Origin of the sequence: Hyphomicrobium sp. 802 (assembly GCF_000526135.1) — a bacterium.
In the GTDB taxonomy this organism is placed as follows: domain Bacteria; phylum Pseudomonadota; class Alphaproteobacteria; order Rhizobiales; family Hyphomicrobiaceae; genus Hyphomicrobium_B.
In genome coordinates, this window is sequence record NZ_JAFM01000001.1 from 2289016 (window position 1) to 2307361 (window position 18346).

An 18346-nucleotide genomic window follows, 5' to 3' on the forward strand; every position below is an offset into this window, starting at 1 on the left:
TGCTTGCGATAAAAATCCGTCGGTTCAAATTGGGGCGACGTCTGATTAATAATTGTGATCGCTCTTTCCGGCTGCCGACAGAGCCGACTTTTTTCCGCATTTTGTTCCAGATTGGTGCTTTTTCGCGGCACGCCGCTTGCTCCTTGCCGTCTGTCACGCGGGAGCGTTCTTTCCAATGAACCTTAAAATAGCGAATTCATCGAATTTAGGAGCAGGAACAAGCCTAATGAAAGCGGCTTGGTCCACGTGTCGTCTGGGGATCGCTGGGGCGGTTCTCATAAGCATAGCGATGAACGTCCTCGTTCTCACGGGACCGTTCTACATGCTGCAAATCTATGATCGCGTGCTTCCGGCACATAGCCTTCCGACGCTAGTCGCGTTCAGCGCCTTGGCGCTTATGCTGTTCATTGCCTATGGCGTACTTGATCTGATCAGGACGCGTCTTATGGCGCGCCTCGGCTCCGTTATCGATATGAAGTTTGCGGACGCAGCTTTTGATCGAAGCACGATGCGCAGCCAGCCGGGTGATGGTGCGGGCTACGCGCTTAGAGATCTTGCCGTTGTGCGGCAGTTTCTCAGCGGCCCGGCAGCCGTAGGTCTTTTGGATATTCCGTGGCTGCCGTTCTACATGGCGCTGATTTTCCTTTTGCATCCTCTTATCGGCTGGGTGGCAACGGGAAGCGCAGTGATCTTCCTGGTCATCGCGGGTCTTAACGAATGGACAAGCCGCAAGCCGGCGCAATTTGCGGAACTCCAGTCGCGGAGTGAAGAACAGTTCGTCTCGGACGTTCGCTCAAACATGGATACCGTGGATGGTATGGGAATGGCTCCGAATCTTCGGCGCCATTGGAACTTGACCCATGCACGCACGATCGAAAGCACTCAGGGCGGTAGCGACCGCAATGCATCTTATGCTGTGGTGTCGCGTAATCTGCGTCTCATCATGCAGTCTACGATTCTTGGACTCGGCGCCTATTTGACCATGCAGATGGAGCTTTCAAGCGGCGCCCTGATTGCTTCGTCAATTATTTTCGCGCGAGCATTGGCTCCCGTCGATCAGGCGGTGGCTCATTGGCGCACCATTCTTACCGCTCGTCGTTGCTGGAAGAGGCTCAGCGTACTGACGTTGCGCGGTCCGGATTTAAGTGATCGAACGGAACTCCGGCCACCGAGCCGCTCGCTTGCCGTATCAAATATTGCTGTCGGTACCCAAGGCAGCAGAAAGCTGCTCTTACCCAACGTCTCATTTCGCGTAGAGGCTGGCGATTGTCTTGGTGTCATTGGGGCGAGCGGTGCCGGAAAATCTTCGCTTTTGCGCGCACTGGTCGGATCGTCTCAGACGCTTTCCGGTGAGATTCGCATTGACGGCGCGACGCTCGATCAATGGAGCGAGGCGGCGCGCGCGAAGCATATCGGCTATCTCGCGCAAGATGTTCAGCTGCTGGATGGGACCATCCGACAGAATATCTCCCGATTTCAGAAAGACGTATCTTCGGAGGCGGTCATCGCTGCGGCGGAAATGGCCGGCGTTCACGATCTCATCTTATCGCTTCAAGATGGATACGACACTCTCGTTGGGGCGAACGGGTTCGCTTTATCCGCGGGACAGAAGCAGCGTCTCGGATTGGCAAGAGCCGTCTACGGAATGCCTTTCCTGATCGTGCTCGACGAACCAAACGCGCACCTCGACCGGCACGGGGAGGACGCTCTTGCTGTCGTTCTGCACAATTTACGTGCCGCGGGGTCTATCGTCATCGTCGCCGCGCACAGATCCGCCATTCTATCCGAGGTCAATAAGATGCTTTTGCTTGAGAATGGCCAGCCTAGCGTCTTTGGAAGCAAGGAGGATGTCCTTGCCCAACTCGCGGCAAATGTACGAAAGCAGGCTGAGCGGGGTCTTCATGTCGTTGGCGCATAATCTGGAAGGTGCCGTCAGAAGTCTCAATCGCCATGCGGCGCTCGGAATCGCCGGGACAATGGTGATCGTCGGCGCGACGGGAAGTTGGGCATCCTTTGCAAAAATTCAGGACGCGGTAATCGCGCCTGGAACAGTTTCCGTAAATTCTCAGAAAAAGAAAGTGCAGCATCCCGACGGCGGCATCGTCTCTGAGATTTACGTCGACGACGGCTCGCACGTCGATGCGGGAAACATCTTGTTCCGGCTCGATGGCAAGCAGCTCTCGGCCGATATGGGTACGGTGCGCCGACGCATCTTCGAACTTGCGGCGAAGCGATGGCGCCTGCAGTCCGAACGCGACCGCCTTGAGAAGCTGCCTGATTGGGTCCCTCCGCAGGAAGCCGGCGGGGGAAACGACGTTGATGCGGATTTGAAAGCCATCGTCGATGGGCAGAGGCAACTGTTCGCAACCAAGCTCGAAGTTTTGAAGCAGCAGAGGCTGCAACTCAGAGAGCAGATCAATCAGCTGCAACAACAAGTCGTTGGCTTGACGTTTGCGGAAGATGCACGCAACAAGCAGCTTGATATTGCCCGCGAGGAAATTGGCAAGCTCTCCGAGCTTGCAAAAAACGGTTTGGTGCCATTGACCCGATGGGGGCCAATCCAGCGCGAAGAGGCAGGGCTGGTGGGCGAAGTCGGTCAGGCACATGCGGAAAAGGCAAGGGCGAAGGGACGAATTTCTGAGCTTGAGCTCAAATTAATCGAACTTGAGCAGGACTATCGAAAAGAGGCGCTTGTGGATTTGCAGGCCGTCGAGGGTGAACTCAGTCAACTCTCGGAGAAGCGTGTTGCGATTGAGACCAAGCTGCAGCGTCTCGACGTCCGTGCGCCGGCCTCCGGACGCATTCATGAGCTTACAGTTCATACGGTCGGTGGCGTCATTTCCGCGGGCGATACGCTAGCTTATATCGTTCCCGACAACGATAAGTTGATCGTCGATGCGCTCGTGCCCCCCAAGGACATTGACCGTGTTCATAACGAGTCATCGGCGCGTATCCGTTTCACATCGTTTGACCGCACGACAACTCCCGAGCTTACTGGCAAGGTGATGTGGATTTCACCGGATCAGGAACTCGTCGGTGAGTACAAACGGCCGGCCTTCCGAGTCCGGATCGGCTTCGATGCTGGTGAGATCGCGCGCCTCAAGGGTGCAGCAATCGGGCCTGGTATGGAAGCGGAAGTCATGCTGACGGGAAGCGAGCGCACAGCATTGAGCTTCATTATGAAGCCGATGTCCGATCAGATTTATCGATCTTTCAGGGAGCGTTAGAGACGGAATTCAGAAGATACCCGATCAAATGCTTTGCTCTAGCCCTTCTGCGGACAAGCTTGAAAAACGGCCACTGTCCCAAGTCGGCAGTTTTCGTCTGCTGTTTCAATAATCAATAGTCGCGATGGTATGAGACACCGTGAAAGCGATTGTTGCGATTTGCGTTTATCGACCAACTATGTTTTCGGTCCCAGAACAACGCAATCGCGCTTTCAATTCCAGGAATGTGCTGACCTATCTTCGATAAGGTCGTCGGGCGGCTCTACAGGATATTTGATACTTCGATCACCGCTATTTTGCGATCGGAGAGGAAAGCGATTTCTGTTACCGAGCGCGGAAGGTTGGATGGCGACGCCGAGTGGCTGGCGATGTTTTCGTCGAACATTTTGGGGCGAAATTAGTCGGTGAGGCAAAACAAAGACATATGAAATCTAAGTTGGAAGTCTTTGCGCGTCTCCATCCGGAATTAGAGCTCCACGTTGGCAGGTTTACTCGACACGATCCGCTCCTGCCGTGTCGGAAAGCTCTTTTTCATCGCGGGTCAAGTAAAACGAAATGAGCCCGGAAACGGGATTGCAGATGAGCTGAGCAGGGCTTTCCATCGGCCCTCGGAAGTTTCCGAATGCCTCTTGCGGTTTAGAAAGGTGCAGAGCGTCAAGTTACGGGGCGTAACTTATGCTCGGGCGAGCGCCGCGAACCGGAGAGCTGGAGTCTGTTGATCCAGCTGAATGCGAGTTTTTCTATTGGCGAGTTAGCCTGGCTTGTTACTGATCGTCATCTCGTCACTGCGAGTTTTGCACGGCCTCGCCATAAAGCTTGAGCGTCGAATTTTTCCAAGGGTATGTCTTTAAAAGAATTTTGCCCGACTGAGAGGCCACCAAGTGATCAACCGCTTTGAGGTTCTGCGAAGCAGGAAATTGCTTGCCAAGCATATAGCCCGCAACATCGTTCGCGCCTGCCGGATCGAGCGTCAACACAAAATTGGCGCGACGGATTTGGCCTAGTGCGTCTGCTGCTGGAATGAGATTGTCCATCCGGCTGACATCTGGAAGCATGCGGTTCTTCTCGAAATGCAATAGAGCGATATTCGGATATCCCGCGATCTCGTCCTCGAACGTCACCAGCACCGAAGGATGTGCCGACGTTTCACGGGCGATGATATCATTCACGAGCTGGACGTAGGTCGCCCTCGATTGTTTCCGCGCGTCGTCCAATTTGTCTTCGAGCGGGTAGTATGTGCCAAACGCCATCACACTCGCTACGCCGAAAACAAGAACCCGACACGTTCGGTTTAACGACCCGACGTATGACGCTAGAAACAAAACGCCGCCCATGACGACGCCCAGAAATGTCGATCCGTAAGAACCGCCCGAAGTTCTCGCCAGCACAAGAGGCAGCAAAAACATCAGAGCAGCGAAAAAACTGGCGAACCATACTTTGAGAGAATCCGATTTCCCAGTCACCCAAACATGCACAATTAGAGCCGTCAAAAGCAGCACGAGCAAATACTGCAACGTGCCCCATGCCAGCTCACCTCCGGGAAGATAAACTCGAAGGCGTTCCGGCGCCGACAATCCGTCATACCAGGTACTGCTGAGGCCATAGCGGATATACCCGATAATGCTGTCATAGCCGATCGAGGCCCAGGCAAAGAAAACAACGAACGGTAGCGTCGCGATGACTGATCCGATACACAGACGCCTCTGATTACGAGACAAATAATCAGCAATCGCCGCCACCCGTGAGCTAGCCGACATCGACCCGAAACTTGAAATCTGGGAATCCATAAAGAAACGCGAGAGCTCAAAGCAGAGCAGGACGCAAATTGCGAGCACCGGAAAATAGAACGTCGTGAGTTTGGATATAATCGCTAGCCCTAAGAGCGAGGCACCCAAGAGCCAAAGCCGGTTGTTCTGATAAATGGTTGATTGGCACAGGACAAAGATTGCCGCCGCCATCAAGACGCCGCCTCGTAAATCGCTTTTCAGAACGATGAGGGAATGAACTACAAGAGGTTGTTGGAGAAAGATTATGGTCAGCGCCAGGAGAAGAAGAGGTTCGAACTTTCGCAGAGCCAGAAGAATAGCTGATAGCGCAACGATCGGAGCCCAAATGCTCAAGAAATATGGCGCCCGGACATTCCCATTCGAAAGCAATAGCCCGAAGAATGCTTGCGCATCTGCCAGCGGGCTATGCGGAGCCAAAATCCGCGCACTCCGGACGAGGCCATACAGCGTTTCCTTTTCTGAAACCGCAGTGAGTGAAACCAGCGCCTTTTGAACGATCGCGCAGTCATCCCACAACAATAATCCCGTGAGCCGGCCGAAATTGAAAGCGCGGAACAGCACGAAAGCCTGCTGCAGCGAACAGACCAACACGACCGCCGTTACGATAACCGCCACCTGCTTCGCGCGAGAATGGCTTATAGACGCCAGCATTGTGAACAACTAATTCCCTATTTGTCGCCATTTGGCGAAGCGTTCTTACTGGTTCCCAGTGGCAGACGGGCATGCAGACAACCGCTGTCACTAATTCTGAGGCCCTATGACTATCGCGCTTTTCCGTGTCGATGGCGGCGGGTACGTCAAAAAAAATCAGAAGTCATCTGATTTGAGTTTCTATTCGCCTGGTCCTTTTGAACCAGCCCTTGAGCGTAGGTCTTGAAGCTGAACTCCCGGAGAGCAGGCGGCATCCTTTCGACTGATTTTCTGAGCCAGTTCTTCGATTAATCGGCAGGCCTCGACACGGCTAGTTTCCTTAGTCGAACGGACCTTGTAGGCTCCCGTCCTTGGATCCAGGATACGAGCGAAATAGTACGGGCTGGCGTGAGTTTGGTAGAGCGCTATTCTCCTACGAAGCTTGATGATCGAGCCTTTCAAACGGTGAGGAGAGCGTTTGAGCATTGGAAGAGAGCAAGCTGAGGCTGGAGCCAACGACTATAAAGCATGGCTATAGAAATTTATGCAACTTATTGAAGTTATTAGCGTGAATAATAACTCTTAATCAGTGGGTCGAAGGTTCGATTCCTTCATCACCCACTAAACGCAAGAAATTCCGGGGATTTTTTTTGACGGTTTTGCACTTTCTGCTGACTCTCGAATTATCGATCGCGAAGTTTCCGTACTTCCTTCGAAACGAGCCGAAATGATCTGCGCCTGCCATGACGGCTTCGGGCCAGAAGTGGAACTGCCATCGCTGTGGGCTTCCCGATCCACGATGACCGCTCGGTCCCAATTACAGACATCGGCTTGGTATGCGGAGCTACCGTCGGCTTCCACTGGCAGACGTCGGCATTTGGGTTAGGAGCCGACGTCACAAACGATCCAGGTATCTTCGACCCTAAGCGGCAATCACGCAAACGTAGCACCTTATAGCTCGAGGCAGCGCTCGGCCAAGAAAGCGTACGCGTCTGCCAAGGATCTGAAGATTGGAAGCCCGCAAGTCGAGTGCATTTCTCATCCAAAAGCTCGCCACTCGATGAATTCTGTCGCCTAGAAACACTCGCGGACGTCGGCTCTTCAAGAATTGGATGCGGAATTGAAAGACACGTATCTTCGCGATGAGCGAAACAGAGATGGTCTGTCTCGTTCACTCGGAGCTTTCGGCGATGTACACTTTTTTCTGGTCTATCTTGGAGTTCATCGCATCCCCCCTCTCTTATCGTATGGGGATCGCAGCTACAAAAATCGCAATAGCAATCGTGTTTATTTGGATCGGCGCGCTGAAATTTGTGCCGTACGAAGCCGATAGCATTACGCCGTTCGTCGCGAACAGCCCCCTGATGTCGTTCTTTTATGAGCATCCTGCAGACTACAAAATTCACCTCACACACGAGGGTGAATTGAAGCCAGAGCAACGTGCATGGCAGACATCAAATAACACGTACGGCTTTTCCAAGGGGCTAGGCACCGTAGAACTTGTTATCGGCTTCCTGACATTGGCCGGACTATTCTCGATGCGTCTGGGCCTTGTCGGTACAGCACTCGCTTTCGCCACACCATTCGTAACGCTGTCGTTCTTGCTTACCACGCCTGAGGCTTGGGTGCCGGCGCTCGGGGATACTGAGCATGGATTTCCATTTTTGTCCGGCGCAGGCCGTCTTGTCTTGAAAGACACGGTCATTCTTGCCGGTGCCTGGTTGGTGCTTGTCGATACGGCGCGGCGATTGCTTGGCGAAATGAATACCTCCGCCGCGCGAACAAGCACGAAATTGTCAGCCCTATAACATTTTTATTTGGCTGGCTGGCAAGCCAACCCGGACTGCCTTACGGGTGGCATCCATGGCCACGTCGATCGCAAATATCCCTGTGAACGGAGACCTTCGGTGACAACCTCGACAATCACGAGCGCGATAACACGGCGCGGCTTCTGTATGTGCTGTGCGGCCAGTGTCCTTGCCAAAGGTTGGCTGTCGCCAAGAGAGGCCTTTGCAGCTTCTCGCAGTCTCGTCGACCTCATTAGAGATTCGGCCGCGAAGACTCCGATCTCGACATACAAACTCCGCGGGAACGTTGCTGTCTTTGAAGGATCTGGAGGAAATATCGCGTTTTTGCATGGGCAAGATGGAAAGGTATTCATCGACGCCGGCATTACCGCTTCCCGTCTGCGCATCCTCGACGCGGCGAACGCTCTCAGCAGTGAGCCCATCCGCTATTTGATAAATACGCATTGGCACTTCGATCATGCCGATGGCAACGCTTGGCTGAACGCTGAGGGTGCCGCAATTGTTGCGCATGAAAATACGCACAAGCATCTTCTCTCGGCGCAACGTGTCGAAGACTGGAACTTCAATTTCCCAGAGTCGCCTTTGGCGGCCATTCCGACGGAGGTCTTTTCGTCGGAGAAATCCCTGAAGCTGAATGGCGAGACATTGGCGCTCAAGCACTATGGGCCGGCACATACGGATAGCGATATCTCGGTCATGTTTTCCAACGCCGACATTCTTCACTGTGGTGACACGTATTGGAACGGGATCTATCCGTTCATTGATTACTCAACTGGTGGCAACATTCAGGGAATGATCAAAGCGGCTGATGCAAACCTCGCCGCCACAACGGACAAAACCATTATCGTTCCGGGGCACGGCCACCCCGTCAGCAATCGGACTGAGCTTCAGGCCTATCGCGATATGCTGCTAGCCATCCATGAAATTGTCGCCAAGCTTAAACAGAGCGGTAAGTCGCTCGACGAAACAATAGCGGCGAAGCCGACTGCTGCATTCGACGCCAAGTGGGGACAGTTCGTCATAGATCCGGACTTCTTCACGCAGCTTGTGTACGAGGGAGCGTAGGCTTGGCTTTGGAGCAATCGACCGAACGACTACACGACCACCGTCGCCGGCGCCTTCATGCCGTCGATCAGAAACTGAATGAGTGGTTGGGCAAGATCTCTGCGCGCGTTGTCTTGCCCAAGAACGACGATTTCCGTCTTCGGCAAAGGAGGCCAATGGTCGGGAACGCGCAGAATCTTCATATTGGATTTGATGAAGGACTGACCGAGAAGCGATATGCCCAGCCCGCCTTCAACCGCGGCCTGCACGCCCATCAAGCTGCTGACGGTGCAAGCTATCGTCCATTCTTGGCGGGCGGCATCGAGGGTCGAGAACATCAAATCGCGATACATGCACGGCTCTCGCAACAAGACGAGCGGAACCGGGCGATCGAGATTGAATTGAAAATCATCGGCGGCAAACCAGACCATAGGCTCCCGCCAAATAATGCGCCCTCTGTCATCAAACTGTTTGGTTCCGATAACGAGATCAAGTGAATCGTTATCGAATGCTTCCATGAGCTCGTGAGTGAGGCTTGTGTTGATGTTGAGATGCACATCGGGATAGAGCCGCTGAAAACGCAGTAGTAAGCGAGAGAGTTGATGAGGGACGAAATCCTCACAGATACCAACGCGAAGCGTTCCGCTGGATATTGGCGCCCGCAGCGAGCGAATAATATCATCATTGAGTTCGAGCAATCGTCGTGCCCCTACCAGAAGCTGAGCACCGGTTGCGGTGAGCGACAAAATACGGCTGTTCCTATCAATCACAGGCAACCCGACGAGATCCTCAAGTCTTTTGATCTTTTGGCTCACTGCAGATTGCGTACGCCCCAGCGTGTCCGCAGCGGCGGTAAAGCTGCCGCCGTCCGCGACTGCAACAAGCGCGCGAAGGAGATCGATTTCGAGATCAGGCGTGGCGGATGTCATTAGCAGCCTTACTGACCCTATTAGAAATATGCGTTTCACATGCACTGCTGCAGCGTCGATATACGCCGCATCGAAACGAATTTATTGGAAATTCCGATGAAGGCAATTGGCTACAGGGTTGCGGGTCCGATTACGGCTAAGGATGCGCTGATCGATATCGAACTTCCGGATCCAACACCCCGTCCACGAGATATTGTGGTGGCGGTGAAGGCCGTGTCGGTTAATCCAGCAGATGTCAAATTGCGCGCGGCTGTGTCGCCACCTGACTTTGATGGCAAACATCCGAGCGACCGAGCAAGAATCCTTGGCTTCGATGCTGCGGGAATTGTGAAAGCCGTCGGCTCGGATGTCTCCATGTTCAAGCCAGGAGACGAGGTATTTTATGCGGGCACGATCGATCGCCCTGGCACCAATAGCGAACTTCACCTCGTCGATGAGCGCATCGTCGGCAGAAAACCAAAGACGTTGAATTTTGCCGAAGCTGCAGCCCTGCCGCTGACCTCGATTACGGCGTGGGAACTTTTGTTCGATAGGCTAGGCGTCGCATTTGGAAATACGAACCAGAAGGGTTCGCTGCTCATTATCAACGGAGCGGGCGGAGTGGGGTCCATCCTGACCCAAATCGCTCGTAAGCTGACCGGGTTGACAGTTATCGCCACGGCCTCCCGGCCGGAAACAATTGCTTGGTGCAAGACGATGGGTGCGCACCATGTCGTCGACCACCACAAACCGCTTATGGAGCAAATAGCGACGCTTGGGATTTCTGGTGTCGAGTACGTTGCGGGTCTGACAGCGACGGACAAGCATCTTCCGGAGATTGAACGCGTTCTGCTGCCGCAGGGCAAGCTTGCGCTCATCGATGATCCTGCTGTGCTCGATATCGTGAAGTTCAAGCGAAAGAGCATCTCCGTCCATTGGGAGCTGATGTTTACGCGTCCACTCTATCAGACGGCTGACATGGTCGCGCAGCACAAGCTGCTCGATAACGTTGCGGACCTCGTCGACACCGGCGTTTTAAAGACGACGCTTTCTGAAATTGCTGGTCCGATAAACGCCGATACTTTGAAGCGCGTCCATCAGATCGTCGAGAGCGGGAAAGCGTTCGGCAAGATGGTTCTGGAGGGTTTCTGAGCCGTGTGTGCGCATGTCAAAAAGCCAAAAATCAGAAGATGGTCTTGTTCACGTCGGTCAGCGGTGTTGGCTTTTGCCTTCAGCCTTTCATCACAATGGCCTGTATATGCGGATGAGATGGTGCCAGCGCGATCGCTGATTAGCGCCGTATCGAATGCGCCGGGTCGAGGGGTTCAACCGAGTATCACTAGCCATAGCGCTATGATGCCAATCCCCTATCAGCTGGACGATCAGCCCGTCGAGCAGATCTCGCCTCTCATCCAACGGCAAGTGATCCATGGAACACAGTCCACGTTCGTGAAATGGATTGTAAAAAAGGGCGGCACGGTTCCGCTTCATCACCACGCCAACGAGCAGATCACTTGGATTCTCAAGGGGCGTTGCGATGTCTATTCGCAGGGAAAGAAGTTCACTTTAACAGCCGGGACGCTTCTCGTTATTCCTCCGAACATCCCTCACGAGTTTGTCTGCCCCGAAGATACCGTCGACATGGATTTCTTTTCACCGCAACGGCAGGATTGGATCGACGGTGCGCCCTCTGTCGCCGCCACCGGAAAGTGAAGTGACGCCGTTGGCACGCATCGATACTTCAGCTTGGAGCAGAAATTATGCGCATGTCGCTTTCGAAAGCCAAACGACAGCTCACATATGAGGGCGCCGCCGCGGCGGTAATGGCTGCTGTCGCCAAATCAAAGGAAATAGGCGCCCCCGAATGCATCGCAGTCGTCGACCCGGGCGGCAATCTTCTAGCATTCGCACGCGTCGATGGTGCAGCGACGCTAGCGCGAGACCCAGCCATTTCAAAAGCTGTCACAAGCGCGTCGCTGGGAATTCCGACAGGACAAATCCCATTTGAGTTTGGTGCAAATCTAAGCTTTGCAAGCCATGGCGATATCGTCAACCTCGGGGGCGGTCTTCCGATCATATTCCAGGATGAGATTATCGGTGCAATCGGCGTCGGTTCTGGGACAACCGAACAAGATATAGCTGTCGCAACGGCCGGACGCGACGCTGTCCTTCACGCACTGGCATCTGAAACCTGACGGGCGAGACAGAGCATGAGAACTCTACAAGCAACAACGATTGCAATTTTCTTTTCCTGTGCGACCCTAGGCGCAAGCATAGCCGGCGAGAAGCAGACAATAGAAAGCACAGACGCTTCCGCGTCACTTCCGAGCGACCGGACCATCGGCACGATCGAACCCGTTTTTGAATTCCGCGAAGCCATGCCAACCGGTGTTACTGTGTCGGCGAAAGGCCGCATGTTCATCAATTTTCCCAGATGGGGTGACAATGTTCCCTTCACGGTTGGCGAAATTCGCAACGACAAAGTCGTTGCATTTCCCGACTTGGCTACGAACACCTTCGATCCCAGTCGCGCCGCCCAAACATTGAGCAGCGTGCAAAGTGTCGTTATCGGTCCCGATGACAAGCTCTGGATTCTTGATACCGCCGCTCCAAAATTCTCCAAGCCCCTGATCGGTGCTGCGAAGCTGATGGCCGTCGATCTTGAGACGAACAAGGTTGTGAAGACGATCGCGCTATCCTCCTCCTCGGTTCTGCCAACAACGTACATCAACGACGTGCGCTTCGATCTCCGCAAGGGCAAGGCGGGATTCGCATATATCACAGACTCTTCCGTCAGCGGTCCAGGCGGCATTATCGTCGTCGATCTGGACAGTGGAGAAAGCTGGCGAACACTTACAGGCGATAAATCCACGTCTCCCGATCCAAATTTTATTCCGGTTGTTGAGGGAGAACGCCTAGCGGTGCGTGCGAAAGGTAGCAAGCCTTCGCCATTTGCAGTTGCCTCCGACGGAATCGCGTTGTCAGCGGATGGCGAAACTCTGTTCTTCTGTCCCCTTTCCAGTCGCCATCTCTTTTCTGTCCCGACGCGACTGCTCCGAGATCGGTCTGTTAACGACGGGGACGTCGCGAAAGCAGTGAAAGATCTCGGCGAAAAAGGTGCTTCCGACGGTCTTGAGGCGGATGACCAAGGTCACGTTTACGCAGGCGACTACGAGCGCAACAGTATTCGGCAAAGACAGATCGATGGCGAATGGATCACGATCGCCCACGATCCTCGCATCCTGTGGCCGGACACACTTTCGGTGGCGCACGATGGCTATCTCTACTTCGCTGCCAACCAGCTTCATCGTCAGCCTCAATTTCATGAAGGACAGGACCAGCGGCAAAAGCCTTACACGCTATTCCGCATCAAAATTGGTGCCGGTCCCGTGTTGCTGAAGTGAGCATCCATAGAGACCGCGTCATGAAGAGAACTTCAATCGCCGGAAGACGACGTGGCGTTGCGGCATCCACGCTGGGGCCGGTATTGTTGTTTTTTCTGTCTTGCGGGGCGTCGGCGGCCAACGCACAACAGATGCGCGATCTCACCGTTGAATTTCAATCGCCATCGCTAATTATCAATGGCATCACGACGACTCCGTCCGGGAGGAAATTTGTCGTTATTCAGCCCCTAACGGCGAAGCAGCCGCAGGTAGCGGAAATCACTACAGGCGAGCCGATTGCCTATCCGAATGCTGCCTGGAATGGCAGGAAGCCAAGCGAGGACGGTAGTATCCGTTTTGTAGGCGTAAATTCGTTGCGTGTTGGCCCCGATGGCATGTTGTGGGTTGTCGACCGGGGGGCGCCGGGGATTGGAAAAGCCCTCGTTCCAGGAGGTCCAAAACTCATTCGCATCGATCTGGCGAACAACAAGGTGACGCGTATCTATGACCTTTCGACTGTCGCCCAAGGCAAGAGCTTCGTCGATGACGTAAGGTTTAATGGCAAGCATGCTTATCTGACCGACGCAGGCCGCCCGGCAATTATCGTTCTAGACCTCGAAACCGGCAACGCGCGCCGCATTCTGGAAAACCATCCTTCAACGGTGGCGCATCGCCCCCTAACGGCTGAAGGCAAGCAACTCCGCGACTCCGAAGGCAAACCGATCATCATCCATGCCGATCAGCTTGAAGTCTCTGCCGATGGCAAATGGCTTTTCTATCAACCCTGCACAGGGCCTATGTCGAGGATCGAAACGCGCTATCTGGACGATCCGACGTTGACGCCAGACGCGTTGGACAGGAATGTTCAAAGTTTTGCCGATACCCCTTCGACGGGAGGCACGGCAATCGATGCGAACGGCACAATCTATTCAAGCGATACCAATCGCTCGCGCATTTTGAAAATAGCGGAAGACGGCAGCATCTCGACGCTTATCGCGGACCCGCGGCTCGCCTGGGTAGACGCAATGTGGATCGATGACAGCGGGAAGCTTTGGATGCCGGCTGCGCAACTTAATCGCGTCGCCGGGCTAAATGACAGCGTCGACGCGGTATATTGGCCGGTCACGGTTTATTCCATCGAGATTGGAGAAAAACCTGTCAGACGCTGACGTTTGCCCAGGACTTTCCACGAAGCCTGAGCAGACCCTGCTCGCGGTGACGAACTCGTACTCGGTCGGCATTCCGTCGAATGTTCCGCCCAATGCGGAATCTCAGGTTCGTCTGGTAACCTCGTCGCCCCTGCAGAAATGGCGATTAAAGCGAGTACTACTTTACATCGACGAAAAACTCTCGGAGCCGCTCCGTCTTTCTGATTTAGCTGCTGTTGCGGGGATGAGCCGGATGTACTTCGCGCGAAAATTCCGAGCGGCCACCGGCAAAAGTCCCCACGCGTATGTTCAATTCCGCCGTATAGAGTGCGCTCAATTTTTGCTCCTAACCACTGATCAGTCGATTTGCGCGATATCTCTAGAGGCAGGCTTCCACTCCCATGCGCATTTTTCGACGTTCTTTCGAAAGGCAACCGGCGAGACGCCCACTCAATGGCGTCAACGACAAATGAGCGAGAATGTGCCCAACTGGAACGCAAATAAAGAGCCTGCACATAGAAATAGAAAATCGCCGGCCATTTAGAGACGCATGCAGCGGGCTGCGTGACAACACTGACGAGCGGTCCGACTGTTTTTGGCCGTTTGCGTCGGAAGGCTATGTCCGCTCATTGGCTGTATGCGGTCATAAGGTCCCTTGATTCAGCAACCTAGACCGCAGCCGACGTCAACGTCAGCAAACTCGGCAAAGCATGCTGCTGCGCCGTCTCGGACGTCGCTTGCTGCAAAAGTCGGCCACAATGATATTTGGTTGGTCAGCGCGGCAGAAGCGCTGCGACGGCTGCCTCTTGAGCATTACCACTGCGCGAAAGCCCCTCAATGACGCCCGCTCGATCTGCTGCGCTGTAGTTCTGGCTCAGCTTGCGTTTACCTTCGAGCTTGGTGATCGGCATCCGAACCCCAACGATGCCCCTCAATTGCGCCTTGATGTAATCAGCAGGCGCATCGGACACGGCCCATGGCTCGGCACGCGTCTGTTCGTGCAGGTTCGTAAGCCGGGTGATAACATCGAGCAGGCTATCGGCGTCCTCGAAGAACTCGACCAGACCATAGGCGTGTACGGCCACGTAATCCCATGTCGGCACGACCTTGCCGGTTTGCTGCTTGGTCGCATACCAGGACGGCGTGATGTAGGCATCCGGCCCCATGAAGATCGCCATAGCTTCGCCTGAAGGTGCGACCTTCCACTGGGGATTGGCGCGCGCCAAATGGGCGTAGAGCGTTCCCTTCTCGCCCTCGCTCGTGTCGAGGAACATTGGCAGCGGCGTGCCTGTTAGGCCGCCCTCAGCCGCTGTGACAAGCGTAGCAAGGCCAGACTCGCGGATGGTCTGATGAATGCGAGTCAGGTCATCGTCCCGGAATGCAGGGGGGATATACATGAGAACTTTCCAGATGTTGACTGATCTTGTTATGACCGGAAATAACCTGCAGACTGGCCCGCGAGAAGAGCCAGTTATGAGAAAAACATATGGGCCAGTCGCGTAGCCATAGAACGACGAGTACCCGAACGGTCTACGAGACCCTGAAGGCACAAATCGAGGAAGGTCTTTACGGCCTCGGCGCGCGGTTGCCTTCGACACGAATGCTGGCGCTGGAACTTGGCGCATCCCGGACGACCATCAGTGCGGCCTACGAACAACTGGCTGCAGAAGGCTATATCGACACCTCGCAAGGTCGACACGCACGTGTGTCGACAAGACCTGCGCCAAAGCCCTCTTCATCCAGCCGTAGATCCGGGCGGTCGAAGCCACGACGGCTGTCTCGTCTCGCCGGACTGATAACCTCGTTTCAAGGATCTCCTTCTCCTGTCGAGGCGGGGCGATTGGCGGTTGATTTCCGCTACGGCGACGTTGCTGCATCCGATTTCCCACTTTCCGTCTGGCGGCGCGCGCTCAAGGTCGCGTCACAGCAGCGGCGGGGAAGCCTGCGCTACGGCGCTCCACAGGGAATAATCGAGCTACGTTCCGCGTTGCAAGCCTATCTCTGGCGGGGGCGAGGTCTCCGCTGCGAGGCAGAGCAGATCGTTGTGGTCAACGGTTCACAGCAGGGCCTCGACCTTTGTGCGAGACTCCTTCTCGATCCAGGCGACCGCTTCATCATCGAGGATCCATGTTATGTTTCCGCTCGGCAGATCTTTCAAGCCGTTGGCGCCGTTCCGGTCGAGGTTCCGGTAGATCACGAGGGGATGCAGACCACCGGCTTGAACGAAATCAAGCAGGCGCGGCTTTGTTATGTGACGCCTTCACATCAATTTCCGCTGGGCGGAGTACTTACCGCGCCGCGCCGGCAGCAACTGCTGGCCTGGGCAGAACGCGCGGGCGCCTATATCGTGGAAGACGACTATGATGGCGAGTTTCGCTACGATATCCGTCCCGTTCCGCCGCTGCAGGCGCTCGATCACCGCGCGAATGTCATCTACCTGGGCACGGTCTCTAAGACCCTGTCTCCGCTGCTTCGGCTTGGATATCTGGTGGTGCCGGGCGAGCTCGTGGCCGCTTTTTCGGCAGCGAAGCGCCTTGCCGACCGCCACGCACCGGCACTCGAGCAGCGGGCGTTGGCAGAACTAATCAACACGGGAGCTTATGAACGCCATATCAGACGAGCACGACGACGCAACGCTGATCGTCGCGCGACGCTACTCGCAGCGTTCTCCGACGGTTTTGGTGATGCGGTGACGATCGAAGGTTCAGATGCGGGATTGCACGTGGTCGTATGGGTCAATGGCCTGTCTCAGAACCAGGAAGCGCGTTTCGCCGAGACGGCGCGAGAAGCAGGCGTGGGCATCTATCCGATTTCCCCTCTATACTCAGAAGCGAAACGACGTAGGCAGCGTGGAATTGCGGGTTTCGTCGTCGGTTACGCGGCCCTCGATGAGCGAGCGATCCGACGGGGCATAATGCTTCTAGCCAAGGCATTTTCTTAATCGGCGATGACTTTATTGTCTGCTTGTGGCCCTGAGTGGAAGAACCGGCAGGTCTGCTTAGCAGTGAACTGCGGATCTGCCTCATCCGCCGTAATCCACTCTCGCCAAATTTCAGCCAATGTCCGCTTTCTCGGCAAAGCGCACAGTGACGCTTCCGCTGCCTAGTCACATTCGACTGCAGATTCCGTCCTCGTAAAGCATGCTCCTAGTCGGCATCTGCGAGCGCCTTGATACTCTGGAGTACTACGCGCACCCCGAATTCGGTCATTCGGAGCCGCTCCGCAACGTCGCGAGCGGAATACCCTTCAATGCTCATGAATCGAACAACATCGCGATTGCGATCAGGAAGACATCTCAGAACGCGGCCTAGATCCTGAGAATCGATTGAAGCGTGTTGATCCTAGTCTTCGACATCGCACAGATTGAGGGGGACCTCTGGATGTCGTCCTTGCCGTCGCAAATTATCGATTATCCTGTTGCGCGCCACCGCCATAACCCACGACGTCAATGATGTCGATGCGTCCCACGTGTGGCGTTTCCGATGTATCGCGAGCAATATGTCCTGCACCAACTCCTCGACATCATTATCTGAAGCGCAGAGGGCGCCAATCTCGCGTCGAACCGGATTTCTCAATATGAGAGAGAGATCTTCGAGAAGCTTGCGATAGGCAGTCTCATTTCCGCCTATCGCGGCGCGCATCACATTCGACCACTCTATGTCTCGAGCTTTCCGTTTCAAAATTGCCTTTCCTGGTGTTTTCCCTTTTCAGGTTATGAATGCGCTCGTCGCGGGCTCATGCGGACGAAGGCGTCAGGCGTTGAAAAATGCGTTGCCCGAACTAGCTTCGCTAACCTCTTTGACGAGTTACTCAAGGTGAGATGGCGCTATGCGTCAGGATTGAAAAAGTAGTACCGCGCTTTAGCCAGCCGCTTTGAACAGTGCTGCCTCGAGCTCATGATCGAGATATCGCGCAACTTCGCCAATCTTCTCGTCCTTGAATTGGCCGAAAAGGGTGGATGGCTTGTCGTACTCGAATACGACGTCTCCCGCCTCTGTTTCAAAAAGCACGACGCGGAGTGGAGCGTAGAGCGCTGCGCCCAGATTGTGACGCGTCATCTTCGAAGCCGTAATTGGATTTCCGATCTCGTACTGGACAGCATTCCGCTTCTGGCCGGCGATTGCTAATAGCTCTCCATGATCCCGTGAAAGGAACATGAAGAGCTTGGGGCCGTGGTCTTCGATCTCCTTAATCCGCTCTTTGTCGCCATTCCTCAATAGAACTTGGATGTGCTCATCGAGCTTCGGGAGACCAGTCTCTAGGGCCGCACGCACCTCATTAAATGCTCGTCTGCAAGTAATCCGTACGTGTTCGACTGCGATCGGCGCGAACGATACTTCGACAGCAGGCATGGCTTTCTCCCTGAGACAGTCTCGAAGATGATAATGCGTGTCACGTCGACTTAGCGGAG

At 54.8% G+C, this 18346-nt stretch carries 15 protein-coding genes; 10 read left to right on the forward strand and 5 right to left on the reverse strand.

Features of this window, described 5'->3' with window-relative positions; all coding sequences use genetic code 11:
- Window positions 1–226: 226 nt before the first annotated feature.
- Together HYP802_RS0111505 and HYP802_RS0111510 are read left to right on the forward strand one after the other, a co-directional pair.
- A complete protein-coding gene (locus HYP802_RS0111505; RefSeq protein WP_024275781.1) occupies window positions 227–1918 on the forward strand; it encodes a type I secretion system permease/ATPase in 1692 nt (563 codons plus the stop codon).
- Window positions 1902–3227, forward strand: coding sequence for an HlyD family type I secretion periplasmic adaptor subunit (locus HYP802_RS0111510; RefSeq protein ID WP_024275782.1), 1326 nt, complete (start codon window positions 1902–1904; stop codon window positions 3225–3227). The genes HYP802_RS0111505 and HYP802_RS0111510 overlap by 17 nt, the downstream gene beginning before the upstream one ends.
- Window positions 3228–4009: 782 nt before the next feature.
- On the opposite strand, the gene HYP802_RS0111525 is transcribed toward HYP802_RS0111510, so the two are convergent.
- Window positions 4010–5575, reverse strand: coding sequence for a hypothetical protein (locus HYP802_RS0111525; protein ID WP_155831216.1), 1566 nt, complete (start codon window positions 5573–5575; stop codon window positions 4010–4012).
- Between the two features lie 1259 nt (window positions 5576–6834).
- On the opposite strand from HYP802_RS0111525, the gene rclC reads away from it, so the two are divergent.
- Window positions 6835–7452, forward strand: a complete 618-nt coding sequence (gene rclC, locus HYP802_RS0111530; RefSeq protein ID WP_024275784.1) for a reactive chlorine resistance membrane protein RclC — start codon at window positions 6835–6837, stop codon at window positions 7450–7452.
- A gap of 147 nt (window positions 7453–7599) precedes the next feature.
- Entirely contained in the window at window positions 7600–8517 is a 918-nt protein-coding gene (locus HYP802_RS0111535) for an MBL fold metallo-hydrolase (protein WP_024275785.1), read from the forward strand.
- Between the two features lie 29 nt (window positions 8518–8546).
- Here the strand turns inward: HYP802_RS0111535 and HYP802_RS0111540 are convergent, their stop codons facing one another.
- Entirely contained in the window at window positions 8547–9425 is an 879-nt protein-coding gene (locus HYP802_RS0111540) for a LysR substrate-binding domain-containing protein (RefSeq protein WP_024275786.1), read from the reverse strand.
- A 96-nt stretch (window positions 9426–9521) separates the two neighbouring features.
- Here HYP802_RS0111540 and HYP802_RS0111545 point away from each other — a divergent pair, with 96 nt between their 5' ends.
- The 5 genes from HYP802_RS0111545 to HYP802_RS0111565 all read left to right on the forward strand — a co-directional run bounded on the left by HYP802_RS0111545 (window position 9522) and on the right by HYP802_RS0111565 (window position 13956).
- Window positions 9522–10556 (forward strand): zinc-binding alcohol dehydrogenase family protein, encoded by a 1035-nt coding sequence (locus tag HYP802_RS0111545; RefSeq protein WP_024275787.1) that lies wholly within the window; start codon window positions 9522–9524, stop codon window positions 10554–10556.
- A 66-nt stretch (window positions 10557–10622) separates the two neighbouring features.
- Window positions 10623–11117: a cupin domain-containing protein gene (locus tag HYP802_RS22325; RefSeq protein WP_029670950.1), complete on the forward strand. Its 495-nt coding sequence runs from the start codon at window positions 10623–10625 to the stop codon at window positions 11115–11117.
- Window positions 11118–11164: 47 nt separating this feature from the next.
- Entirely contained in the window at window positions 11165–11599 is a 435-nt protein-coding gene (locus HYP802_RS0111555) for a heme-binding protein (RefSeq protein WP_029670951.1), read from the forward strand.
- 219 nt (window positions 11600–11818) lie between these two features.
- Window positions 11819–12808 (forward strand): major royal jelly family protein, encoded by a 990-nt coding sequence (locus HYP802_RS0111560; RefSeq protein WP_245261532.1) that lies wholly within the window; start codon window positions 11819–11821, stop codon window positions 12806–12808.
- Window positions 12809–12828: 20 nt separating this feature from the next.
- Window positions 12829–13956, forward strand: coding sequence for an L-dopachrome tautomerase-related protein (locus tag HYP802_RS0111565; protein WP_024275791.1), 1128 nt, complete (start codon window positions 12829–12831; stop codon window positions 13954–13956).
- Between the two features lie 752 nt (window positions 13957–14708).
- Here the strand turns inward: HYP802_RS0111565 and HYP802_RS0111570 are convergent.
- Window positions 14709–15332: an FMN-binding negative transcriptional regulator gene (locus HYP802_RS0111570; protein WP_024275792.1), complete on the reverse strand. Its 624-nt coding sequence runs from the start codon at window positions 15330–15332 to the stop codon at window positions 14709–14711.
- An 89-nt stretch (window positions 15333–15421) separates the two neighbouring features.
- Here HYP802_RS0111570 and HYP802_RS0111575 point away from each other — a divergent pair, with 89 nt between their 5' ends.
- Entirely contained in the window at window positions 15422–16876 is a 1455-nt protein-coding gene (locus HYP802_RS0111575; protein ID WP_024275793.1) for a PLP-dependent aminotransferase family protein, read from the forward strand.
- A 400-nt stretch (window positions 16877–17276) separates the two neighbouring features.
- On the opposite strand, the gene HYP802_RS24000 is transcribed toward HYP802_RS0111575, so the two are convergent.
- The gene (locus tag HYP802_RS24000; protein ID WP_245261494.1) at window positions 17277–17576 is read right to left on the reverse strand and encodes a sigma factor; all 300 of its coding nucleotides are present in this window, start codon (window positions 17574–17576) and stop codon (window positions 17277–17279) included.
- Between the two features lie 219 nt (window positions 17577–17795).
- Window positions 17796–18287 (reverse strand): DUF302 domain-containing protein, encoded by a 492-nt coding sequence (locus HYP802_RS0111585; RefSeq protein ID WP_024275794.1) that lies wholly within the window; start codon window positions 18285–18287, stop codon window positions 17796–17798.
- Between the last annotated feature and the right edge of the window lie 59 nt (window positions 18288–18346).

Coding starts and splice junctions, on each gene's coding strand:
- HYP802_RS0111505 (WP_024275781.1), top strand. CDS start 227: ATGAAAGCGGCTTGGTCCACGTGTCGTCTGGGGATCGCTGGGGCGGTT.
- HYP802_RS0111510 (WP_024275782.1), top strand. CDS start 1,902: ATGTCGTTGGCGCATAATCTGGAAGGTGCCGTCAGAAGTCTCAATCGC.
- rclC (WP_024275784.1), top strand. CDS start 6,835: ATGTACACTTTTTTCTGGTCTATCTTGGAGTTCATCGCATCCCCCCTC.
- HYP802_RS0111535 (WP_024275785.1), top strand. CDS start 7,600: ATGTGCTGTGCGGCCAGTGTCCTTGCCAAAGGTTGGCTGTCGCCAAGA.
- HYP802_RS0111540 (WP_024275786.1), bottom strand. CDS start 9,425: ATGACATCCGCCACGCCTGATCTCGAAATCGATCTCCTTCGCGCGCTT.
- HYP802_RS0111545 (WP_024275787.1), top strand. CDS start 9,522: ATGAAGGCAATTGGCTACAGGGTTGCGGGTCCGATTACGGCTAAGGAT.
- HYP802_RS0111555 (WP_029670951.1), top strand. CDS start 11,165: ATGCGCATGTCGCTTTCGAAAGCCAAACGACAGCTCACATATGAGGGC.
- HYP802_RS0111560 (WP_245261532.1), top strand. CDS start 11,819: ATGTTCATCAATTTTCCCAGATGGGGTGACAATGTTCCCTTCACGGTT.
- HYP802_RS0111565 (WP_024275791.1), top strand. CDS start 12,829: ATGAAGAGAACTTCAATCGCCGGAAGACGACGTGGCGTTGCGGCATCC.
- HYP802_RS0111570 (WP_024275792.1), bottom strand. CDS start 15,332: ATGTATATCCCCCCTGCATTCCGGGACGATGACCTGACTCGCATTCAT.
- HYP802_RS0111575 (WP_024275793.1), top strand. CDS start 15,422: ATGGGCCAGTCGCGTAGCCATAGAACGACGAGTACCCGAACGGTCTAC.
- HYP802_RS24000 (WP_245261494.1), bottom strand. CDS start 17,576: ATGCGCGCCGCGATAGGCGGAAATGAGACTGCCTATCGCAAGCTTCTC.
- HYP802_RS0111585 (WP_024275794.1), bottom strand. CDS start 18,287: ATGCCTGCTGTCGAAGTATCGTTCGCGCCGATCGCAGTCGAACACGTA.